Annotated in this window: 19 protein-coding genes and 1 pseudogene; 4 read left to right on the forward strand and 16 right to left on the reverse strand. The window is 39.9% G+C overall.

Annotated elements, in window-relative coordinates; genetic code table 11:
* Nucleotides 1-42: 42 nt before the first annotated feature.
* The 3 genes from PBV53_RS07700 to PBV53_RS07710 all read right to left on the reverse strand — a co-directional run bounded on the left by PBV53_RS07700 (nt 43) and on the right by PBV53_RS07710 (nt 4967).
* A complete protein-coding gene (locus tag PBV53_RS07700) occupies nt 43-1977 on the reverse strand; it encodes a hydantoinase/oxoprolinase family protein (RefSeq protein ID WP_270096582.1) in 1935 nt (644 codons plus the stop codon).
* A gap of 101 nt (nt 1978-2078) precedes the next feature.
* On the reverse strand, nt 2079-3989 hold the full coding sequence (locus PBV53_RS07705; protein ID WP_270096583.1) for a methyltransferase cognate corrinoid protein: 1911 nt from the start codon (nt 3987-3989) through the stop codon (nt 2079-2081).
* Nucleotides 3990-4289: 300 nt separating this feature from the next.
* Nucleotides 4290-4967 carry a class I SAM-dependent methyltransferase gene (locus PBV53_RS07710; RefSeq protein ID WP_270096584.1) on the reverse strand — a complete coding sequence of 226 codons (678 nt, stop codon included), beginning with the start codon at nt 4965-4967 and terminating at the stop codon, nt 4290-4292.
* Between the two features lie 646 nt (nt 4968-5613).
* Between PBV53_RS07710 and PBV53_RS07715 the strand changes: the two genes are divergently transcribed.
* Both PBV53_RS07715 and PBV53_RS07720 read left to right on the forward strand, forming a co-directional pair.
* Nucleotides 5614-7239, forward strand: a complete 1626-nt coding sequence (locus tag PBV53_RS07715) for a methylamine methyltransferase corrinoid protein reductive activase (RefSeq protein WP_270096585.1) — start codon at nt 5614-5616, stop codon at nt 7237-7239.
* Nucleotides 7240-7397: 158 nt separating this feature from the next.
* Nucleotides 7398-7994: a GTP-binding protein gene (locus tag PBV53_RS07720; protein ID WP_270096586.1), complete on the forward strand. Its 597-nt coding sequence runs from the start codon at nt 7398-7400 to the stop codon at nt 7992-7994.
* A 288-nt stretch (nt 7995-8282) separates the two neighbouring features.
* Here PBV53_RS07720 and PBV53_RS07725 read toward each other — a convergent pair whose 3' ends face one another.
* The gene (locus PBV53_RS07725) at nt 8283-8447 is read right to left on the reverse strand and encodes a P-II family nitrogen regulator (RefSeq protein ID WP_270096587.1); all 165 of its coding nucleotides are present in this window, start codon (nt 8445-8447) and stop codon (nt 8283-8285) included.
* 5 nt (nt 8448-8452) lie between these two features.
* Here PBV53_RS07725 and PBV53_RS07730 point away from each other — a divergent pair, with 5 nt between their 5' ends.
* Both PBV53_RS07730 and PBV53_RS07735 read left to right on the forward strand, forming a co-directional pair.
* Nucleotides 8453-8659 carry a hypothetical protein gene (locus PBV53_RS07730; protein ID WP_270096588.1) on the forward strand — a complete coding sequence of 69 codons (207 nt, stop codon included), beginning with the start codon at nt 8453-8455 and terminating at the stop codon, nt 8657-8659.
* Nucleotides 8660-8937: 278 nt separating this feature from the next.
* Nucleotides 8938-9771, forward strand: a complete 834-nt coding sequence (locus PBV53_RS07735; protein WP_270096589.1) for a DUF1638 domain-containing protein — start codon at nt 8938-8940, stop codon at nt 9769-9771.
* 68 nt (nt 9772-9839) lie between these two features.
* On the opposite strand, the gene PBV53_RS07740 is transcribed toward PBV53_RS07735, so the two are convergent.
* The 12 genes and pseudogenes from PBV53_RS07740 to PBV53_RS07790 form a co-directional block, all read right to left on the reverse strand.
* Complete coding sequence (locus tag PBV53_RS07740; protein ID WP_270096590.1) at nt 9840-10055, reverse strand: hypothetical protein; 216 nt, start codon at nt 10053-10055, stop codon at nt 9840-9842.
* 500 nt (nt 10056-10555) lie between these two features.
* A complete protein-coding gene (locus tag PBV53_RS09710; RefSeq protein ID WP_374708512.1) occupies nt 10556-10672 on the reverse strand; it encodes a DUF6951 family protein in 117 nt (38 codons plus the stop codon).
* Between the two features lie 48 nt (nt 10673-10720).
* The gene (gene mtaA, locus PBV53_RS07745) at nt 10721-11743 is read right to left on the reverse strand and encodes a methylcobamide:CoM methyltransferase MtaA (RefSeq protein WP_270096591.1); all 1023 of its coding nucleotides are present in this window, start codon (nt 11741-11743) and stop codon (nt 10721-10723) included.
* Nucleotides 11744-11899: 156 nt separating this feature from the next.
* Nucleotides 11900-12721 carry a helix-turn-helix transcriptional regulator gene (locus PBV53_RS07750; RefSeq protein WP_270096592.1) on the reverse strand — a complete coding sequence of 274 codons (822 nt, stop codon included), beginning with the start codon at nt 12719-12721 and terminating at the stop codon, nt 11900-11902.
* Complete coding sequence (locus PBV53_RS07755; RefSeq protein WP_333482264.1) at nt 12722-12889, reverse strand: ATP-binding protein; 168 nt, start codon at nt 12887-12889, stop codon at nt 12722-12724.
* A gap of 158 nt (nt 12890-13047) precedes the next feature.
* A complete protein-coding gene (locus PBV53_RS07760; RefSeq protein WP_270096594.1) occupies nt 13048-13779 on the reverse strand; it encodes a uroporphyrinogen decarboxylase family protein in 732 nt (243 codons plus the stop codon).
* On the reverse strand, nt 13716-14144 hold the full coding sequence (locus PBV53_RS07765) for a uroporphyrinogen decarboxylase family protein (RefSeq protein WP_270096595.1): 429 nt from the start codon (nt 14142-14144) through the stop codon (nt 13716-13718). The genes PBV53_RS07760 and PBV53_RS07765 overlap by 64 nt, the downstream gene beginning before the upstream one ends.
* A gap of 49 nt (nt 14145-14193) precedes the next feature.
* Nucleotides 14194-14506, reverse strand: a pseudogene (locus PBV53_RS07770) (DUF6951 family protein).
* Nucleotides 14507-14860: 354 nt separating this feature from the next.
* Complete coding sequence (locus PBV53_RS07775; RefSeq protein WP_270096596.1) at nt 14861-15601, reverse strand: CobW family GTP-binding protein; 741 nt, start codon at nt 15599-15601, stop codon at nt 14861-14863.
* Between the two features lie 48 nt (nt 15602-15649).
* Nucleotides 15650-16696, reverse strand: coding sequence for a methylcobamide:CoM methyltransferase MtaA (gene mtaA, locus PBV53_RS07780; protein WP_270096597.1), 1047 nt, complete (start codon nt 16694-16696; stop codon nt 15650-15652).
* 207 nt (nt 16697-16903) lie between these two features.
* On the reverse strand, nt 16904-18514 hold the full coding sequence (locus PBV53_RS07785) for a TCP-1/cpn60 chaperonin family protein (RefSeq protein WP_270096598.1): 1611 nt from the start codon (nt 18512-18514) through the stop codon (nt 16904-16906).
* 5 nt (nt 18515-18519) lie between these two features.
* A complete protein-coding gene (locus PBV53_RS07790) occupies nt 18520-20448 on the reverse strand; it encodes a hydantoinase/oxoprolinase family protein (protein WP_270096599.1) in 1929 nt (642 codons plus the stop codon).
* Nucleotides 20449-20569 lie beyond the last annotated feature (121 nt).

Below are 20569 nucleotides of genomic sequence, written 5' to 3' on the forward strand. Positions count from 1 at the left end.
CCTGAGTCGTTTTGCGATTATGCTACAGCTTTGCCATTGTATTCATAATACTCTGTGTGGTGTTCCTATTCCAATTCCAACCAACCTCGTTTCAAGGGGCATTCCACCAGTGCTTTTTATATCATGTCTCTTTAAGTCAAACTGTATTTTTTCCATGCCCAGTCCATATTTACCCATATATTCTAAAACTAAATTTTCGACAAGGTAACGCGCATGATCCAATGCTGCCTCATATTCATCAAATACTTCCCTTTCAACCTCTGAGAAAACAACGTACTGGCCGCTTCCAGGATCAAAAGATCTGACAAGTACCTCAACTCTATGAATTACATTACCCATAAGTGCACCAACCGCATTACCCACATCATAATGATCGGGAATTATGATCTCTGCGTCAAGCAAATTGTTCAGCTCATTCAGATATGCTTTAACAGGTGCTCCAATTAAAACAACTGGAACCTTTATTTTGAATGCTATTAAATCTGATTTGTTCAGTATTTTTTTCATATCTGATTTTTTCACATCATCTGCAAAAAAAGATACCAGACTTAAAGACAGATTCGTTGCAACCTCTTCTTTTACATGTGAACAAAAACTGTCTTTGTCCATACCTACGTACTCACCAAGTAGTTCAGCACCCATACGTGATGCTTTTGAATCCCATCTGGTATAATCCCCCAGCACATGCAGGGCATCTGTAGGTGTAAAACCAATCTGATGGACATATCTTTTCTTGACCAGTGATCCAAGCATACTGGAGAACATCAAAGTATGTTCACCCAGTTTGATCGAAATATCGGATAGCGAGAGAGGTTCATCGCCCAGTACATCGAGAACCTCCTTCTCATTAGAACTTAGTGCAACATTGTTCATACCATAGAGGTCCAAACCACTTCTGACAAAGAAAGTGGTTGGCTGTATGATATCATTCATGTGACGTACATTCGTTTTATCCATTTCAGCTAGTTTGTCTATCAGCTCAGGATGATCAAATGCTGCAAGGCATAGAGGTATGACCCTGTTCGGCCCCATGAATACCCTACTCTGGACCCACACATGGCTATCACCGCCAAGAGCAGAGGTGTGCATCTTTATGGCCTTCACCATGGTACTCCAGCCACCAACCTTAGCACCACTTTCACTTATCCCAGGAATTCCATTGGATATCATTGACACATCAGTGCTTGTGCCCCCCACATCCATAGTAAGACAGGTTTTGACACCAGCAAGATGAGAAGCACCGACAAGACTAGCGGCAGGACCCGAAAAGATAGATTCGACAGGTTTTTTGAGAGCATCCTCTATCCTGACAAGGGAACCATCACATTTCATCATCATCAGATCTGCATCAATTCCCTTTTTTTTCATTACCGAAAGGATGGATCGTATGAATTGATCAGTAACAGGAATAAGCTGTGCATTTAGCAATGCTGTGACAGCCCTTTCATAAGCACCCAGGCTCATTGAAAGTTCATGCCCGCATACAACGGGTTTATCGGACAGATCCCCAATAAGATCTTTAACTATTATTTCATGTTCGGGATTCCTGACTCCAAAATAAGATGAAACTGCAAAAGCGGAGACTTTGTCTTTATTCTCCATAACAAAATCTTCAACCAATCCAAGATCATCAAGATCTTCGATTACATTGCCATCCGCATCATGGCCACCTTTAATGGAAAGGACATGGTCAGTTGAAAGGGCTCCAGTGATCGAGTGGCCTATAAGGATAAGGCCGGCAGGATGACCTTTTCCTTCAAGTGTCGTATTGGTCGCAAGAGTGGTTGAAACGGAAACAAATTCTATATCTTTCAGATAACTCTCATCCAGACCTTCAATAGAATTCTTAATTCCCTTTATAAGATCGGAGTGTGTTGTCAATGATTTGTTGGAATCTATCACAGTTCCATCTAAAATATCCATGATTATCGAATCAGTATAAGTTCCCCCCGTATCAATACCAAGACCGAAGTTCATATCGCAACCACCTCACTAAAATTTGTATTTACAGGAACAACGGAAATATAACAAACCCATTTCGCTTCAGTTTGTCTCATTAAAAAGTAGTAGGGTGTAGATCACCCTATTATCTCTTTCTGATACTGTGGACCAAGTTCCTTGACCTTGTCAACCATGGCCTTGACACCTGACAGTGGACCTCCTGGTGGGATCTCACAACCGGTGGACATGACGTACTTAGACTGCATGCCATTTTCTTTCAGGGTTTCAAGGACGCCCTTTAGCAGGTCATCGGTATCATTTTCGATACTCTGTATGCCTTCTGGGGAGTTGTCTATGAACTTGATCGGATCTACCTCTCCCATCATACAGCAGGTATCTCCGTACTTTGGAATGAGATCTGCATAGTTCTGTGAACCCTTGTCCTTTGATTTCTCATAGTATGCATAGCTGAACAGACCAGTTCCAAACTTCTTGATCTGTGTATCATAATGGACCGCATCGGCACAACTATGGATCATATATGGTTGGTCATACTTCTTGAAGATCGGAAGGTGCTGGTCAAAGATGAATTTTCCATCAAACTTCCAGTAATCCTCTTCACTCATGATGACATTGTTTGACCAAAGGTTGTCAATACACAGGGCATCACAGGCATCTTCTTCGAAGAAGACCTCTGAGACCTGGCAGATGTAGTCAGTACATTTCTGGACTCCTTCAAGAACGGCATCCGGGTTGGTCTTCATGTCCATCAGGACACGGTCTGCACCCATAAGCTGGGTAAGTGTCAGAAGTGGACCTTCGTGGAAACCAACGAATGGAGTGCCGAGTTCTTTATTCAGCTTATCCTTTGCAAGCTTTGAGGCCTTGATAAGTTCATAGGCACGGGTGCCTTCCTTGACCTCAGGAACCTCAAGTTTGTCATAGTCCTCAAGGTGACCTTCTGATGATGGTGTGTCGTCTTCAGGGTACTTTATGGTACATCCAAAGTCAGCTGAAGTAGCTGAAAGGTCGATCAGACCAACGAACATGTCAAGGTCCAGATACTTTGCACCAAGGAATGCACTCTCAGCAAATTTGGCAGGGTCTGTTGCATATTCCTTGTAACTTGCATTTGCGAATTTCCTGAGAACACCACAGGCAAGTGGATATACTGGAAGACGGTCAACTTTCTTGTCAGCCATAGCTGAAACGGTCCTTTCAGCGTGGCTCATCTCTTCCTTTGTCTTGACACCAACACTCTCGAACTCCTCTATGATCTGTTTGGCAGTCTCAAGACCGATATCTGTCTTGCTCTTGACCTTCTTCTTTGAAAGGATGTCCCTATACTTTACCTTGGCAAGGTTGATCTTCGCAGCACTCCATCGATCCTCTGAAGGTGAAAGTTCACTTACAGCATCCTTTACCCAATGTGAAGCATGCATTGCATCAGGTGCGGTTTTATCTGCTCCGATCTGTTCCGCAAACTCTTCTGAAATAGGTGCTCCTCCCACCATTACGATCATGGAGTCTCTGAGACCTTCTTCCTGAAGCATCTCGATGACCTTCTCCATTCCAACCATTGTGGTGGTCATAAGTGCGCTCATTGAGATAACATCTGCATGGTGCTCTTTTGCAGTCTCAACAAATTTTTCAAGAGGAACGTCATGTCCGAGGTCGATAAGGTTTAATCCTCCTGCAGTCATCATTGTCTTGACCAGGTTCTTACCGATATCATGGACATCACCCTGTACTGTACCGATCACAACAGTTGAAGGTTCAGCTGCTCCTTCGACCTTCTTCATGTGGGGGGAAAGAACATCCATTCCACCATACATTGCATTTGAAGCGATCAACAGATGTGGAACAAAGGCTGTTCCTTTCTCGTAATTGTCGCTGACTATTTCCATTCCTTTAGCTAATCCGTTAACGATAGCCTCATATGGATCGATACCTTTCTCTAATGCTTTGTTTGACAGTTCTACTGCCAAATCCTTGTTTCCTGCGACTACAGCATCAGCTAACTCTTTTAGCATTTGTTCTTTTGACATTGATAATTACCCCCACATTGTTGAAATCCAATGTGATAATCCCATATTAGGTTTGAAGGAATTTCTATAAGTACTTGACGCGTAACTATATTGTATTACAATACATCTATATTTGACATACCACGTTAAATTTCAATAATGACTTTTCACAGGGGTGTCTATATCGATGATGATCTTGTCCCCTTCCATTTTTCCACATACTTTATGGGTGAAGCCGCATATTTTTGAATGTACAGTTACTTCAGTAATTTTTCCCTTCCCCATTATACAATTCTATTCCATTCAATCCTATATCTTGTTTTAATTCTTTTTCCTAAGAGTTACCCTGAACAGTTTTCTTGGAATTGGCCCCTCTTCAAATTCCTCTATATCAATGACATCATACCCTTCTGAAAGGTGCTCCACCTTTTCTCTGCTCAAGAAATGAACAATAAATCCACCCTCTATCTGCCACATGTCTTCCCCCCTATGGATTCCTGTTCTATATTGAGGGTCACCTGTGTGCCTTGTGGTGTATACGCTCAACCCGCCCGGTTTAAGGACTCTCCTTATCTCTCTCGCAATATCTTCGAGCTCAGATGTTGTCAGTGCCATGCAGTAGAGCATATGAGAATAGCATGCATCGAAGGTTTCATCTTCAAATGGCAGAGGGGTTCTCACATCATGCTGCAAAGCTGTTAGGTATTCAGACAACCCATTCTCCTGGGCTTTCTGCTTTATAGATTCAATTCCTTCCTTGGAATAATCAAGAGAATAGACTTCAAAGCCATTTCTTGCAAAAAACAGAGAATCCCTTCCCTGACCAGCACCAAGTTCAAGGACCTTTGTTTTTCCTTTTTCCTTAAAGAGTTCAGCTGCTTTCATAGCAGGTTCACTGCTTTTTTCACCGAACTTCGATTTGTTATTTGAAAATACATTTTCCCAGTGACACTGCTGTTCCCCCAGGATCTCTTTATCCATCCCTGGATTTTCCTGCATAATAATACCACTCCCCTCCCAGAATCTTTTTGATGATCAATTTTAAAATTGACATCCATAATATATTAGATACAGCCCTTAATTGTTTACCACACAAAACTAATTTATGAATTATATATAGATCGAAATTGAGGCTCTGTAGAAATCATCTAAATAAATGATTTCTAAAATAAAATTAGAATATAGTTAACCACAGATACACTCACTTGCTGTGCAGTTGAGTTCCTGCTAAACAAAAGGTTTAGAATCACTCAACTCTGAAGGATTGAATGTATCTGTGTTCATATGTAGTTTATTAAAGAAAATAGGAATTCTACATAGCCAAACTTTCATATATTCTTATTTAATGTTCAAATTTTGTTGTATAATTTCTATTTTAGATTGCATTCGCATAAATTATAAAGTTAACACTGATTGCATCAGACCCTTTAATCTAATTAAAGACATTGATCCAATCATGCTCTTTAATAATATTTACTTCTATGACATATTACCCCGAGTTATGTTATATAGATTAAATTACACAATATGCACTGATGAAGAAGAGTCCTGATCAGTTGTCAAAACGCTGGTCAACGAGCCTCTATTCAAGATCATCTATTAAAAGTTCGTTTTGATTGCAAGTCACCATAACGGAGGAAATAAAATGTATGGAATTGCATTGGATCTGGGAACAAGTGGGTTTAGAGCACAACTTATAGACCTTGATACAAAAAAAGGCATAAAAAGCGTAATGACAATGAGACATCCTTTGCCCGGTGGGAATGTTGCAGACCATCTTGATTTTGCAATTAAAGTAGGCGAAGATGTCGCAAACAAGATAATTATCGACACGGTCAAGAAAATAATCGACACTTTCAATGTTGACCTATCTAAGATTGAAAAAATAGTGGTATGTGGCAATCCAATACAACTCTCCCTGTTCCAGAACACGGAAATAAGGGATCTGGCTTATGCCGGCGAGAACATGCAAAAGAAACTGGGTGTCGAGAACGTAAAAAGGGATGCAAGGATCTTTCCGGCAAGGGAGCTTTTTGGTGAAGATCTCAAGATGCAAAGTTGCAGGATCATTGTGCCTCCTGCCATAAGGCATGAGATCGGGGCAGATGCACTTGCAATGATGGTCGAGACCGATTTCCTGAACCAAAAAAGTGTGTCCATTGTAACTGATTATGGTACTAATGCGGAAATGGCTCTCAAGGTCGGTGACAGGATAATTACAGGAAGTGCGGCTGCAGGACCTGCCATCGAAGGACAGGGAATTCGTTGTGGTATGCTTGCAAGTCCGGGTGCCATATGTGATGTGAACCCTGAAGATGATCACTGGAGGGTTTCAATTCTTGATGATGATATGGAAGCACAGGCCGGATACCTCATAGACCCGGTAACAGGTGAGATTAAAGAAGAATCGCAAATCTCTGCCAGAGGAATCACCGGTACCGGCGTTATAGCTGCAATATCTATTGCAATCGAGACAGGCCTGATGAAAAACCCTCCAAAGCTTCCAAACGGCAAATTGTTCCTTGGAAAAGGAATAGAACTTAGTGAGCAGGACATAAAGGAAGCAGGGAAAGCTATCGGTGCTATAAGGGCTGCTCATCTGACATTGCTCATCGAAGGTGGTGTGAAATATGAGGACCTTGAAAATGTGTATATGTCCGGTGCTTCAGGGGCATATGTAGACTACGATAAAGCAAGGAAGGTCGGTTCGTGTCCAAACTTTTCAAAGAAGATCGTGCAATTTGGAAACACGTCTCTGGCACTTGCAAAAGACATCGTTCTGGATGAATCTAAGCTTGATGAAGTTGTCAGGCTTGCCCATACCATTAAGACCGATCATTTGATGATGGCGACCAGTGAGACATTCAAGAACATATACACGTGTGAGCTTGCATACTGGACTGAAGGTATGTCTATGGAAATGTATGACCAGTTCTTCGAGATATATAAAATTCCCAAACTTCCAATGATGTTAAAAAACCCAATAGTTGAGAAACGTGTTAAGAGGGATATCGATGAGGTTGGAAAGGAATGCATAGAAATATTGATGGATCCTGGCATCAAGATTGAAGAAGCTGCTGTAGGATGTATCGCCTGTCATAGATGCGAACAGGAATGTCCTGAAAACGCAATAATGAACGTTGAAAGAGATGGAAGCTTCCTTGTCATTTACAGCACCCAACTATGTCTTGGGACAAGTTGCACAAGGTGTGTAAAAGCCTGTCCGGTAAAAGCGATCAATTATGAGGAAATTATGATACCGGTTTGCTGATCCTCCATATCGTGACAATTTCAATAAAGTGTATCCTAAAGATCCGGGTACAAAAAGGAGCTGTACACATAGCTCCATAATTTATTTAGTTACTTTTTATTTGGCAAGAAGGCCACGTTTATACGTTAACAGATCCAATAGGTGATATGGGGAGTTCTATGAGAACAATTCTTTTATGTGGTTTGCAGGGAAGTGGGAAAACTACCTTAATAGGCAAGATCGGAACATATCTTGGTGAAAGGAACAGGAAACTGGCAATAATCGTGACCGGTAAAGGCAATGCAAGGCTTGATGAGAAATCACTCCCTTTTGAGGGAATATCTATACAAGAGTTATCTGTTGACTGTGTCCCCTGCAGTTTGCGTTTTGCTGTCGAAAAGACCTTAAAGGATATGGCTGACAAATCTATCCCTGAGTTTGTGTTCATAGAGCTTGAAGGTCCTACTTTTCCAGTTCAGATTAAAGAAAGCCTTGAACACATGCCTTTTGAGGACCTGTCCTTCCTGCTTGTATACCTTATAGATGCAGGCACTTTTAGTAGTGAAATTGAAAAATTGCCAAAATTCATCATTACACAGATCAAGGAATCAGAAATTATAGGAATAAACAAGATCGATTCTACAGATGAGGATAAGGTATTTTCAATAAGGAATGCCCTTGAATCCATCAATCCGGGTGTGAGAATATTTGAATTTTCAGCTAGAGATAACGATGAAGGGTTTAGAAAGTTCGTCGAAACGCTAGCAGGCAATTAATTAATGACTTTGTCGAGATCTTCTGAATTAAGGATTTATTATTTTTAAAAAAAACCACAGATACACTCACCTGCTGCGCAGTTGAGTGCCTGCTAATCGAAACATTACGAAAGATTATCAGGTAACACAGATACTAATAATCCTTGGTTATAAGTATTTCATTAAATTCTAGAGGATTTTTACATAGGCAAGATCAAGTTTTTAATACTTTTATGTCATCCCATTAATCCCATGCTCATAAATGCGAAAATCTCTTCAGCTCTAATGATTGAAGGACTTTTCCGTCACCTATCTCTCTGTTGCAGCGTTTTTTACTACTGTGTCGATAAGGTCTTCCACTCTGTTCTCTGAGACAACTATCTCTATCTTTATTTTTTGGGGTGAGGTCAACATAGCATTCCCTTCCTCTCCACTGATGGACAATTCCTTTCTGTTTTCCACGACCTTTGACATCTGTTATGGTCATACTTTCAGATGCTGTTTATGTAGCAGAAGTTGTTGGACTGATCTATGGAGGAGTCAACCAGTTCATTATCCAGGCAGTGGGCATGATATTAAGCATCATATCGGCATTTGGAATCTCTTTCATAGTCTTCGAGATAATTGATCTAACAATTGGAATTCGCGTGCCTGAAGAGGATAGATCAAAGGTCTGGAGTTGTTGAAAAAAACTATTTTTTACTAATTTTGCATTCATAATCGTTATTCCCTTCGACAAAATTAATTTACTGATGATTTTATTGATTCCATCCATAAAAATAATATACCATCAATTGGTATGATTTAATTAAGGACTTTAATTTAATCAAACGTTTTGATATTATCACAGTTAACTTCTATTTATTTTAGGGATTTTATCCGTAGAAATATGTGAACTTAAAGGGCATTTTAATCTCAGAGGAAGTAATTGCAGAACCAGAGGAAGTAACAGAGAATGGCTATAATGAATATAACAGCATGCAGGATATTCGAGGATGAAGTCGTTAATGTGATTGAGAACGATCAAAATATTGACGGAGTAATTGTGGTTGAGAATAGTGATTGTTGTGGTATTGTGCAGAAGCTGGAAGATGCTGGTTGTTCTCATAAAGTGCTGCCTCTTGAAAAGATACCGTTTAAATCCGGGAGAGAGGATCCTAATAGGTTTTCTGTAATTGTTAATATGCTTGAGCTCTCTTTTCATGGAGCACCCAAAACCCTCAAAGAGGAAGTTTATACAAATGTAAAGAATATGGCAAATTACTCAGATGGCATATTACTTTTCTATGGTCTATGTGGAAATATATTCCGCAAGCTTGAAGACGATTTTGAATCCTTATCATGCCCTGTATACATGCTGAAAGAAGACAGTGGGGAAATTGTAGATGATTGCATAGGCGCAATTCTTGGAGGCAGGGATACATATTATAATCTTCTCACCAGTTTTAATGGAAGACGCACACTTCTTATGACTCCAATGTGGATACTTAACTGGAGAGAAATGTTCAGGTATGGTGGATTTACCACAGATCCGGATGACATTGAGACTACAAAATTTGTCTTGGATAGCCTTGGATACAAGACTATTGGAAAAGTAAACACCGGTCTATCATATATGAAAGATTTCGAGAATAAAGTTGATGAGTTTGCAAAGACTTTTGGTTTTGACGTCATTGAAATTGACGGTAATCAGGAACTGATCGAAAAATGTTATAGGCAATTTAAAAATGAAATGTTAACACATAAAGACAATATGTCTTTTGAGAATCTAACGTATATTAGTAAACAAATGGCCTAAGTGCCAGAAAAGCGACAACTGATAAAATCTACTATGTTAATATATTCTTCAATTGCATTAACGTTAATTTATTCTCCCCAACTGTAAAATAGATTCAATTTTTTATTGAGTAGTATGGTAAATGCAGCTGAATCAATTCTTGTCATGAACTTCTCTAAAGTTGTAAAAAGAAGAACTTGATCCAGATCAACTTCCTCTTTTATTGAATCCATAACTTCAACAATCTCAACAAAATCTCTATAGTCAGTCCCAAGATATTCTTTTAATAAAATGAGAACTATCAAATGATGTTGATTATAGTTTCTCTTTGAATATTTACAAGAACAAAGTAACACTCTAAAATGTCTTACGGTGTCTAAGCTTATAGCGATAAACTTAATGCACTTGTTAGTAGACAAGTAGGAATGCTCCTGTAGTTTCGGTGGGCACAAAACAAAAGGAGCACTACTTTTTAAGCTAATTCATAGTTATAAATTTAAGATAGTATTAGGATTTCTGCAAAGCCAGTTATTCAAATCGAGATATATTCTGTTACAAACCCTTCTAAAGGTGTATTTTCCGTTCAAATTGTAGTTATCAAAGACCTAATGTTCAGAAACTATGATGTGTTTTAAAAAAGGCAGGGAAAAAAATAATGGCGTTGATAATATCAAAAACACGAATGTAATCACGGTTGGAAAATGATTTGAGTTTGCCGGTTTCTGTCTCAACCGTGATTATGTATCTGCTTTTAAAAAATGTAATTAGATGCAGTAAAATGACATGCTTGTTTCTGTCAGTTTGTTTATTTGACCTTTTCACAGGGCGCATCTATATCAATGATAATCTTGTCCCCTTCTATTTTCCCACGTACTTTATGGGTAAAACCACATACTTTTGAATGTACAGTTACTTCAGTCATTTGATCTCCTCCGTATTTAGTTTCAATATTTTTGTTAATCGTAATATTTTAAGCACAATATTCATTTCTTGCCTCTACCAATGCTTTGAGGTTTTGAATCGGTGTTTGGGGGGCCAAACCACATCCTGGAGCAAGTATGTCGACACCAGCATCCAGGGATTTGAAGGCTTCTTCCTTTACCTGCTGAGGAGTTCCACTGAACATCGTCACTGAGGTAGAAACATTTCCAATTATGACCGTATTGTTCTTGTGTGCGATATCTACAGCAGTTTTCAAGTCCTGAATGCTTTCTTCAATGCTAATTCCATCAAACCCACACTCGGTCATATGGGATATTATGGGGTCGGCCTTTCCGCAGACATGCAGTACACTGAGACCATTAAGACTTCTTGCAAGTCTGGAATACCTTGGTTTTATCAGTTCCTCGAAATCAGAGGGCTGTACCAACTCTGGAGAAGCTACAGCATCCGCGATGCAGACCACATCAACCCCCTGCTGAAGATATGCATTCCCCAGTTCTATACATGCATCAGTGCAAACATCCAACAGTTGCTCGACCCTTTCACGGTCCTTTATGGTCCAAAGAAGAAATGATTTGAGGTCAGAAAGATAAACTGCAAGGTCTGTAGGTCCTTCAAATCCAGCAATTATCGGAAGTTCATCACCCACCATATCCCTGATGATATCAACGACTTTCAGCATGGAGGGGATTCTTCCCCTATCCAGTAGATCGTCGGGAACCTCGAGACCTTCGATCGAGTCTTTGAATGGGCCACTTATTATCGCAGGCGTTCTTTCCTTTGTACCCGCCTGGATCTCACAGCCCATGGCTTCTCCAAGGACTGTGCAATCAAAAGGAAACCTTATCGTTTCAAAACCAGCGATCTCATGTTGTGAGATTGCCAGAAGAGCCATTTTATTAGGATCATGATCTGCTTCAGGCCTTGCAGCACCGCACATATCCATAAGCTCCACGACCGGACTGGTGGTGAAGGAGCCTACCGGAACTTTATCAACTTGTTTTCCAGTAAATATATGCAGCAACCTATCTTTGAAGTTGGGATCTTCCATGTTTGGTACTCCTTCTACGGCATCATTTCTTCAGCACTATCTTATCTATCCTCAGAACGCTGTTTGCCGGTTTCTGTCTCAACCGTGATTATGTATCTGCTTTTAAAAAATGTAATTAGATGCAGTAAAATGACATGCTTGTTTCTGTCAGTTTGTTTATTTGACCTTTTCTGCAATTTCCTTATAAGATGCAAAAAGTTCTTTTCCCCATGAAAGTGCACTTTCTTCGAAACTAATTAACTTCTTATGGTCAAATATGCCTTCACTGTTAAAAAATGCTATCAATAGAAGATTATCTGTGACCGAAAGTGCACCCAGTTTGGCTGCATCATCTTCACAAACATACAAGTTTGAATTTTTTGATTGCATCATTATGTTGTGTTGTTCTTCATACTCCTCTTTTAGTCTTGTGTAAACTGATTTTGTAAGAATGAGGGTAAAGTTTGTTTCTTTTCTACCCAGCTCTGCATAGTTTAAGGGACAGGAAGGACAGAAATATGAATAAAATGTTAATACGTTTTTTGTTTGTTTGAGACTTTGTAGCAATTGTTTTGGTGGTTCGAACAAATGGTTAAGATCAGGGTCGTGAATAATCACTTCTCCCAAGTCTCCGATATTATCACGAGAGGCCTCTGGAACTCCGCTTAGATCTCTGCTTCTCCAGTATTCATTATTCTTATCCAGCACATCGAGTGTTTTAATTAACGGGGATATTTTTTTCAGGACAATTTGTCCGATGTAGGTTAGTTTGTAAGCATTATTTTCCTGTTCGATAAGCCCCTGCTCGAGAAGGATCTTTACCTGAGCCATTATTGCGCTGGTGTTGCCTTCAAGTGATTCTTTTATCCTGTCTATTGTAGTTGGCCCACTCATTAACATAAGAAGAATCTTTTTTCTTTTTTCTGATAAAAAAACTGTATTTAGTAATTCAGATGTCATGGCAAACTCTCTTATTTTTATCCATTTGGATTTTTGCATTTATGCACTATTATATTTTGGCAACCTTATGTGAATTGTTGTTCTTCGTCCTTCTTTGCTTTCGACCCAGATTTCTCCACCATGCATATCGATTATATTTTTGCACAAATAAAACGTTGATTTCAGGTCATTGTTTGCTTTTTCAAAATATTTTGAGAACAACTTCAAGTCACCTTCCAGCTCTTTACGGTGAATGGTCTTTCACATATCTTCGAATAACACTTTAAATTGCTTAACATCAAAGTCGGTATACTCTGTTTTTTTGTTTCCCACTTAATAAAAGTTGTATGGGTCAATAAAAATTATTGTACAAACATTCTGGCTTTTCAGAAGCGGGAACTTATCGCCTGCCAGAGTGTTTCCATCTCTTCAATTGGTGTGTTAAGCGGAATCTCACACCCTGTCGACAGGATGAAACCTTTTTCTGGAGCTGCGTCCATACAGCTTTTCACTTCGTGCTCAATATCAGCAAAAGACCCGTCACCGAACACGTTGGGATTGATGTTCCCCATCAGACAGACATCATGTCTTTCAAAGTCCTTAAAACAATATCTTGGGCCACATCCTATCTTTTTGTGGATCTTCACGCATTCAACCTCATATTGTTCCCCAAGCGCTTTAACATCCCCAAAGGCAAAGTTAAGGACATCGGGTTTCAGGGCCAATTCCATTTCATGGAAGGCATGTTCTGCGCAATTGTGAGAGATCACATATCCGCCATTTGCCTGGATGTGTTCATAGAGTTCCTTTGTGTACTTCAGGATGAAATCTTCAGCCATGTCGGGGCTAAAAAGATCTGCTGTGTTCTCCCCGTTCTCAACGAAGATACCGTCCGCTCCCTCCTCGAGCATGCGGTCTGCATATAAGATACAGCTTTGAGTGAGCCTTTCAAGAAGGGAATGTACACTTTCTTTTTCCGTGAGCATCTCAATGCATAGATTGCTCGCCTCAAGGATCTGGGCAGCAAGCATCAGGGGAGAAAGCATGCTCCCGGTTATGAAAACCTCATCTTTGAGCTCTTTTTTGAGCATGCCGATGGACCTGGCAACAGTATCCACTCTTTCTGACCTCTCAATATCCCGGGGTCTATCTTATCATATTGCCTGGCAGAGCTAAGGGGATGCTCAGCTATCGTAGGGTACCGGTCCTCCTTGATGTTCAGTCTGGTTCCAAGGGCTTCCGCCTCTACAAGCAGACATCCCCAGGGAGACATCACATTATCGTGATGGTACATCTCTCTTGCAAGTATCTGTGCCCTGGCGATCCCCTTTGCAGAATAGTAGACATCACTCATGCTGGCCCCCATACGTTCCAGAACCGCATTCCCTGCCCCGAACCAAAGATACCCATAAGGCATCCTGTCTACATCTTTCATCTCAATAGCATTAACAAATCTCTCTTTTGACGTCATTTCTTCTGCCAATGGACCACCCTCTCAGATTCTTGTTATTTATTAAATCGTTTCAAGATCATTAGAATTCTATACAAACATTACCTACATTTTCGACCAAAGACTTTGACAGAAACCCGGCTTCCAGACAGCATACATGAAGGACAGCACATGGGACAAGACAGGTAACGCTGCATTTTGCTTCCTGAGCTTTTTGCATGACATAGTTGTCCTTTATATCAAAACAGATCCATCATCGGAACTTCCATATGTGACATCTTCTTGACCTTTTCACAGGGCGTATCTATATCGATGATGATCTTGTCCCCTTCTATTTTCCCACGTACTTTATGGGTAAAACCACATACTTTTGAATGTACAGTTACTTCAGTCATTTGCTTTCCTCCTTATAAATAGAGCTTATAGAATTCCATTAAAAGCTGAAATTACTAATATCTACAAATTGTTTAGAATTGCATTGCCCCTCTATTTTTTTTAAATCTATGCTCTCTTTTGTAAAATTCCCTTGGATTGAATTTTCAACAATTTCTATTAACATATTCTTTGGAACTTTTGTAACTGCAGACAGGAATTTAAGTTTAGATTGGGTGTTTCCTTTTTTTCAAAAATCTCAATCTGCGGGGAACCTTTAGAAGATGTCAGGCTTGCTTTCATCATTTTATCCGGATATTCCATAGAGATCTTTACATGTCCTATAAAATCGGGATTTAAGTTTAGAACTCTGTTCTTTATATCTTCAAGGATATTTTTGATATTGTTGCAGCGATGTCTGAGCCCAGATTCTGCGATAAAACTGTGTACTCAGCTGAGTACGTAGAGACCTCTGACATTTCAATCGAGTTTATTTTCTCAAAGATGTGACACTCTCTGCTATCTCCTGCAAGAAGATATCTCAATTTTTGAAATTGTTGATCGTTGTTCTTGGCCGAAAATTCATGAATTATAGCTTCAGGATTGATCTGCTTGAGAAAAGCTTTAACATCTTTAATCTGGTCTTTGTTAGCCATATCTATTTTGTTTATACCTAAGATTTCAGCATCCTCTAGCTGAGTCATAATAAATTTTGGTATCTGTTCAATTTCGGTGTTAAATCGATTTGCATCTACAAGGTTCACGATTGGAGCAAAAGACATATCCGGAACATCCATAAGTGCAAGATCTTCTTTTATCTGTCTTGGAAATGCAATTCCTGTGGGTTCTATGATTACAACATCCGGCTTAAATTCCGTAGCTAGGGTTCTTAACGTGTATTCCATGTCGATTTTAAGAGTACAGCAGATGCAACCGTTTGTCAGTTCTTTTGTCTCAATCCCTGAATTGGACAGGGTATCCCCATCAACTCCGATTTCACCTATCTCGTTGACGATTATCGCAATTCTGTGTCCACTTTCCCTCAGATGCTTTCCAAGGTTTAGTAGTGTGGTTGTTTTTCCGCTTCCAAGAAAACCACCTATAATTATCACTTTCATAAAGCTCACCTACACATTTAATTCATTTTTCAGTTATTACTCGTTTTTTCACAATTTTATAGGACTAAAATCCTTTTGGGCATAGTACTCGTCTCTTGCTCGAACAAGTGCTTTTACGTTCTCAAAAGGAGTTCTGGGAGCAATTCCACACCCTGGAGCAAGCACATCAACTCCATCTGTCAGACATTTTTTTGCTTCCTCTTTCACTTGATCATAAGTTCCATTCAACATTGTCACAGAGGTCGAGACATTTCCAATAAGGCTTGATTTATTTCCAATAATTTCTTTTGCAGCCTTTAGGTCTTTGACCTTTTCTTCGACACTTATGCCCTCAAACCCGCATTCTGCCAGAGATTTTAAAATTGGGTTGGCATTGCCACACATATGCATAATTTTGATACCTTTTACATTTCTACAAAATCTCTGGTACTCCGGTTTTAAGAAAGATTCAAACATTTCTGGATTTAGTAAATCAGGACCTCCAACACCATCTGACACGCAGATAACATCAGCTCCATATTCTAGTAGGGTATTCGCATACTCAATGCATGCATCTGTGGCAATGCTCAAAAATTGCGTGATATAATCAGGTTTTTGTATGAACCATGTCAGGTAGTTATCCACACCTGCAAGATGAGAGAAAAGGGTTGCAGGTCCTTCCATTCCTGCTATAATAGGTACATTTTCACCCACTTTTTCCTTCAATAAATCGGTGGCTCTTAAAACAGCAGGAATTCTTGCTTTTTCAACAAGATTTTTTGGAACTTGTAGATTTTCGGGACCTTCTGCAAAGGGATGAGATATTACAGAGGGTTGGATATCTTTTGTACCCATGTTAACCTTACAGCCCATTGCTTCAGCAAGAACTGTTACGCAGTATGGATATCTTACAGCTTCCAATCTTGTGAGGTCGTGACCTGCTAAGGCTAATGCTGCCATCTTCTCAGGATCACTGTGTGCTTCTGGCCATGAGGCACCTGTTGCATCCATAAGTTCAACAATGCCTGTTTGAGTTACGGAGACTACTGGAACTTTGTCGACAGGTTTGCCTTTTAAGGCATTCACCAATCTTTCTTTAAAGTTTAAATCGCTCATGATCAATCCTCCTCTTTAAAAAATATCTCTGATTTACTACCTTACTTGATCGATATCATTGCACTAATTATGATAATATGAATTTTACATTCCTTTACAGATCATAAAATATACAAAAAAAGAAAAAGTGTATTTACAACATGCATCTGCATCATCAAAAATCTGTATTGGTTTGTAATTTCCCATAACACAATACCTTCTACGGCATCATTTCTTCAGCACTATCTTATCTATCCTCAGAACGCTGTTTGCGGTTTCGGTTGCAGAGATGATCGCCAGCTTCTTGATGGTAGCCGAATCATAGACAAGAGGGACATTCTCTGTGATCTTTCTGGACCTATCAACCCTTGCAGCCAGACCCTTATTATAGAAATGTGACATTCTTGTCATTGAATCTATAACATTCATTCCCATGTTCTTTGCCAGTATCCTGGGAATCTCCTCAAGTGCATTGGCATACTCGATAACAGCAAGCTGTTCTTTTCCTCCTATTGTGGAAGCATAGTTCCTCAACATCTGTGAGAGCTCAAACTCTATTCCGCCCCCGCCGGTAACTACCATCTTGTTCTTGAGGATGAATGCTGCAGTGTTCAATGCATCGTCTGCAGCCTCTTCAACCTTCTCAAGGGCATATTTGACGGGTTCCCATATCAAGATCGTCGAGAACTTCTGATCATTAGCGCTTATGAAAGCAAAATCCTCTCCGCATCTCTTTTTAACTTCAACTTTATCTGCCCTTCCAAGATGCTGTTCATCCAGATCATCCCTTATGGACATGATCTCTGCACCGGTTGCCATCGAAATGCTCTTGAGATCTTTCATTTTAAGTTTCTTGAACATCAATATGTTGTTCTTCACAAGACATTCTTCGATATGAGAGTCCACATCCCCCTCGCAGAAAACAACATTAGCTCCAGTATTGATGATCTTCTCAGCAAAGCTTCCAAGTATCCTCTTGCGTTCTTCTTCGAACAGATAAGCGGTCTCAATGCTGTCCATACTGATGTTATGACTGGAATTTATAAATGCACTCTTGAGTTTTATATCATAATTCAGGATAAGAATCCTGGGTTCGATTAATGATTGTGGCATATCAAACCTTGCAGGAGTCTCATCAAGAATGACACCATTGAGGTGAACGATCTCAGGACCTCCAACTTTTTTCATGATCTTCACATTTTCATCAAGGTCCAGATACCCATCATCTGATAATGCTCTCAAGTGTTCGACCACATCGACAACTATAGTTGAAAGTATCTCTGCCTGATCGAACTCTATGCCCTTACTAACAGTTGCACTCAGGATCGCAGCATAGGAATCATCGTATGATCTGGCAGTTATACTGTTGAGCTCGAGAAGCTCATATGCTTTATTAAGGGCAAGCTTGTATCCTTTTATAATGGTGGTCGGATGCACACCCATTTTGATAAGCTTCACTGCATTTATGATCAGACTGGATGCCAGTATAACTGCGGTCTTCGTACCATCCCCACAAGATTTGTCCATTGATCTTGAAAGTTCTTTCAAGGAAGTAACTATTGGATGCAAAACATCCATTTGTTCAATTATGGTCTTTCCATCGTTGGTCAGATAGACATCATCGACATGATTTATGATCAGCTTATTAAGACCCATGGGACCAAAAGAAGAACTCAACAGTTCTTTTATCTCAGAAGATGCAGTTTCCAGATGATCAATAAGTTCTTTATCCTCGAGATCTCCTTCTAGTCCGATCTTTTTGCGCACACTCTGTGCAAGATGATATATATCATCCATATTGTTCTGTTGTTGCCCCACATTATTTATCATTGAACTCATCTCAATTACCTCCTTGGATTTCCAATTCCTGTTGCAAAGAGCCTGGTTTCAAGATTTGCACCGAACCCGTTTCCCATATCATGTCTGCTTAGATCATAATTAACCTTATCCATATCCAGTCCATATCCGGCCATATGTTCTACTATCAGCATTTTACTGAGTTCAAGGCCATGGTCCACCGCATCTGTATATTCATCAAAGACCTCCCTTCCAGTCTCAGAGAAAACAGCATATTGATTGCTTCCGGCACCAGCCCCTCTTACAAGAACATCAGTTCTGTGAATAACATCTCCAAGAAGCGCACCAACAGCATTTCCAACTTCATGGTGTTCAGGAACTATTATATCGGCATCTATCATGTTGTTGAGGTCGTTCAAATATGCCTTCACGGGACCTCCCACAAGAACCACCGGCTGGTTTACCTTGAAGGTCAAAGGGGACGAAAAGTCGATCATCTTCTCTATGTCCGACTTTTTGACATCATCCTGAAAGAAGGAGACTATATTCAGGGACATGTTCTTTACAACTTGCTCTTTTACATGTGAGCAAAAACTACCTTTGCCCATGCCCACGTAATCACCGAGTAGTTGAGCACCCATGTGGGATGCTTGTGAATTCCATCTGGTATCATCTCTCAGTACATGCAGGGCATCTGTAGGTGTAAAACCGATCTGATTGACATATTTTTTCTTGACCAGTGATCCAATTATACTGGAGAACATCAAAGGATGTTCGCTCAGCTTGATCGAAATATCGGATAGCGAGAGAGGTTCATCGCCCAGTACATCGAGAACTTCCTTCTCATTAGAACTTAATGCAACATTGTTCATACCATAGAGGTCCAAACCACTTCTGACAAAGAAAGTAGCCGGTTGTATGATATCATTCATGTGACGTACATTCGGTTTATCCGTTTCAGCAAGTTTGTCTATCAGCTCAGGATGATTGAATGCTGCAAGGCATAGAGGTATGACCCTGTTTGGCCCCATGAACACACTTCTCTGGACCCACACATGGCTATCACCGCCAAGAGCAGAGGTGTGCATCTTTATGGCTTTCACCATGGTTTTCCAGTTACCTACCTTGGCACCGCTTTCACTTGTTTCAGGAATTCCATTGGATATTATTGATACATCAGTGCTTGTACCTCCCACATCCATGGTAAGACATGTTTTGATGCCAGCAAGATGAGAAGCACCGACAAGACTAGCGGCAGGACCCGAAAAGATAGATTCGACAGGTTTTTTGAGAGCATCCTCTATCCTGACAAGGGAACCATCACATTTCATCATCATCAGATCTGCATCAATTCCCTTTTTTTTCATTACCGAAAGGATGGATCGTATAAATTGATCAGTTACAGGAATAAGCTGCGCATTTAGCAATGCTGTGACAGCCCTTTCATAAGCACCCAGGCTCATTGAAAGCTCATGCCCACATACAACGGGTTTATCGGACAGATCCCCGATAAGATCTTTAACTATTATTTCATGTTCGGGATTCCTGACTCCAAAATAAGATGAAACTGCAAAAGCGGAGACTTTGTCTTTATTCTCCATAACAAAATCTTCAACCAATCCAAGATCATCAAGATCTTCGATTACATTGCCATCCGCATCATGGCCACCTTTAATGGAAAGGACATGGTCAGTTGAAAGGGCTCCAGTGATCGAGTGGCCTATAAGGATAAGACCAGCAGGATGACCTTTTCCTTCAAGTGTCGTATTGGTCGCAAGAGTGGTTGAAACTGAAACAAATTCTATATCCTTCAGATAACTTTCATCCAGACCTTCAATAGAATTCTTAATTCCCTTTATAAGATTGGAGTGTGTTGTCAATGATTTGTTGGAATCTATCACAGTTCCAGCTGAGATATCCATAATAATCGAATCAGTATAAGTTCCCCCTGTGTCAATACCAAGACCAAGATACATTTCAATCATCTCCTTTATATTATCATTAAAGATTTCCCAAACATATTTTAGCTCTACAAGATCAAAGTGATATATGCGAAATTTAAACCTACGCTAGTCTATAAATAAAAAAAAGATTAGG

The organism is Methanococcoides alaskense (assembly GCF_027594145.1).
Classification (GTDB): Archaea; Halobacteriota; Methanosarcinia; order Methanosarcinales; family Methanosarcinaceae; genus Methanococcoides; species Methanococcoides alaskense.

What these genes read in the sequence shown, in the direction of transcription:
- PBV53_RS07715 (WP_270096585.1), top strand. Translation starts at nt 5,614, where the DNA reads ATGTATGGAATTGCATTGGATCTGGGAACAAGTGGGTTTAGAGCACAA.
- PBV53_RS07735 (WP_270096589.1), top strand. Translation starts at nt 8,938, where the DNA reads ATGAATATAACAGCATGCAGGATATTCGAGGATGAAGTCGTTAATGTG.
- PBV53_RS09710 (WP_374708512.1), bottom strand. Translation starts at nt 10,672, where the DNA reads ATGACTGAAGTAACTGTACATTCAAAAGTATGTGGTTTTACCCATAAA.
- mtaA (WP_270096597.1), bottom strand. Translation starts at nt 16,696, where the DNA reads ATGAGCGATTTAAACTTTAAAGAAAGATTGGTGAATGCCTTAAAAGGC.
- PBV53_RS07790 (WP_270096599.1), bottom strand. Translation starts at nt 20,448, where the DNA reads ATGTATCTTGGTCTTGGTATTGACACAGGGGGAACTTATACTGATTCG.
- PBV53_RS07775 (WP_270096596.1), bottom strand. Translation starts at nt 15,601, where the DNA reads ATGAAAGTGATAATTATAGGTGGTTTTCTTGGAAGCGGAAAAACAACC.
- PBV53_RS07710 (WP_270096584.1), bottom strand. Translation starts at nt 4,967, where the DNA reads ATGCAGGAAAATCCAGGGATGGATAAAGAGATCCTGGGGGAACAGCAG.
- PBV53_RS07750 (WP_270096592.1), bottom strand. Translation starts at nt 12,721, where the DNA reads ATGCAAAAATCCAAATGGATAAAAATAAGAGAGTTTGCCATGACATCT.
- PBV53_RS07725 (WP_270096587.1), bottom strand. Translation starts at nt 8,447, where the DNA reads ATGTCAAAGGTCGTGGAAAACAGAAAGGAATTGTCCATCAGTGGAGAG.
- mtaA (WP_270096591.1), bottom strand. Translation starts at nt 11,743, where the DNA reads ATGGAAGATCCCAACTTCAAAGATAGGTTGCTGCATATATTTACTGGA.
- PBV53_RS07705 (WP_270096583.1), bottom strand. Translation starts at nt 3,989, where the DNA reads ATGTCAAAAGAACAAATGCTAAAAGAGTTAGCTGATGCTGTAGTCGCA.
- PBV53_RS07700 (WP_270096582.1), bottom strand. Translation starts at nt 1,977, where the DNA reads ATGAACTTCGGTCTTGGTATTGATACGGGGGGAACTTATACTGATTCG.
- PBV53_RS07730 (WP_270096588.1), top strand. Translation starts at nt 8,453, where the DNA reads ATGGTCATACTTTCAGATGCTGTTTATGTAGCAGAAGTTGTTGGACTG.
- PBV53_RS07720 (WP_270096586.1), top strand. Translation starts at nt 7,398, where the DNA reads ATGAGAACAATTCTTTTATGTGGTTTGCAGGGAAGTGGGAAAACTACC.
- PBV53_RS07785 (WP_270096598.1), bottom strand. Translation starts at nt 18,514, where the DNA reads ATGAGTTCAATGATAAATAATGTGGGGCAACAACAGAACAATATGGAT.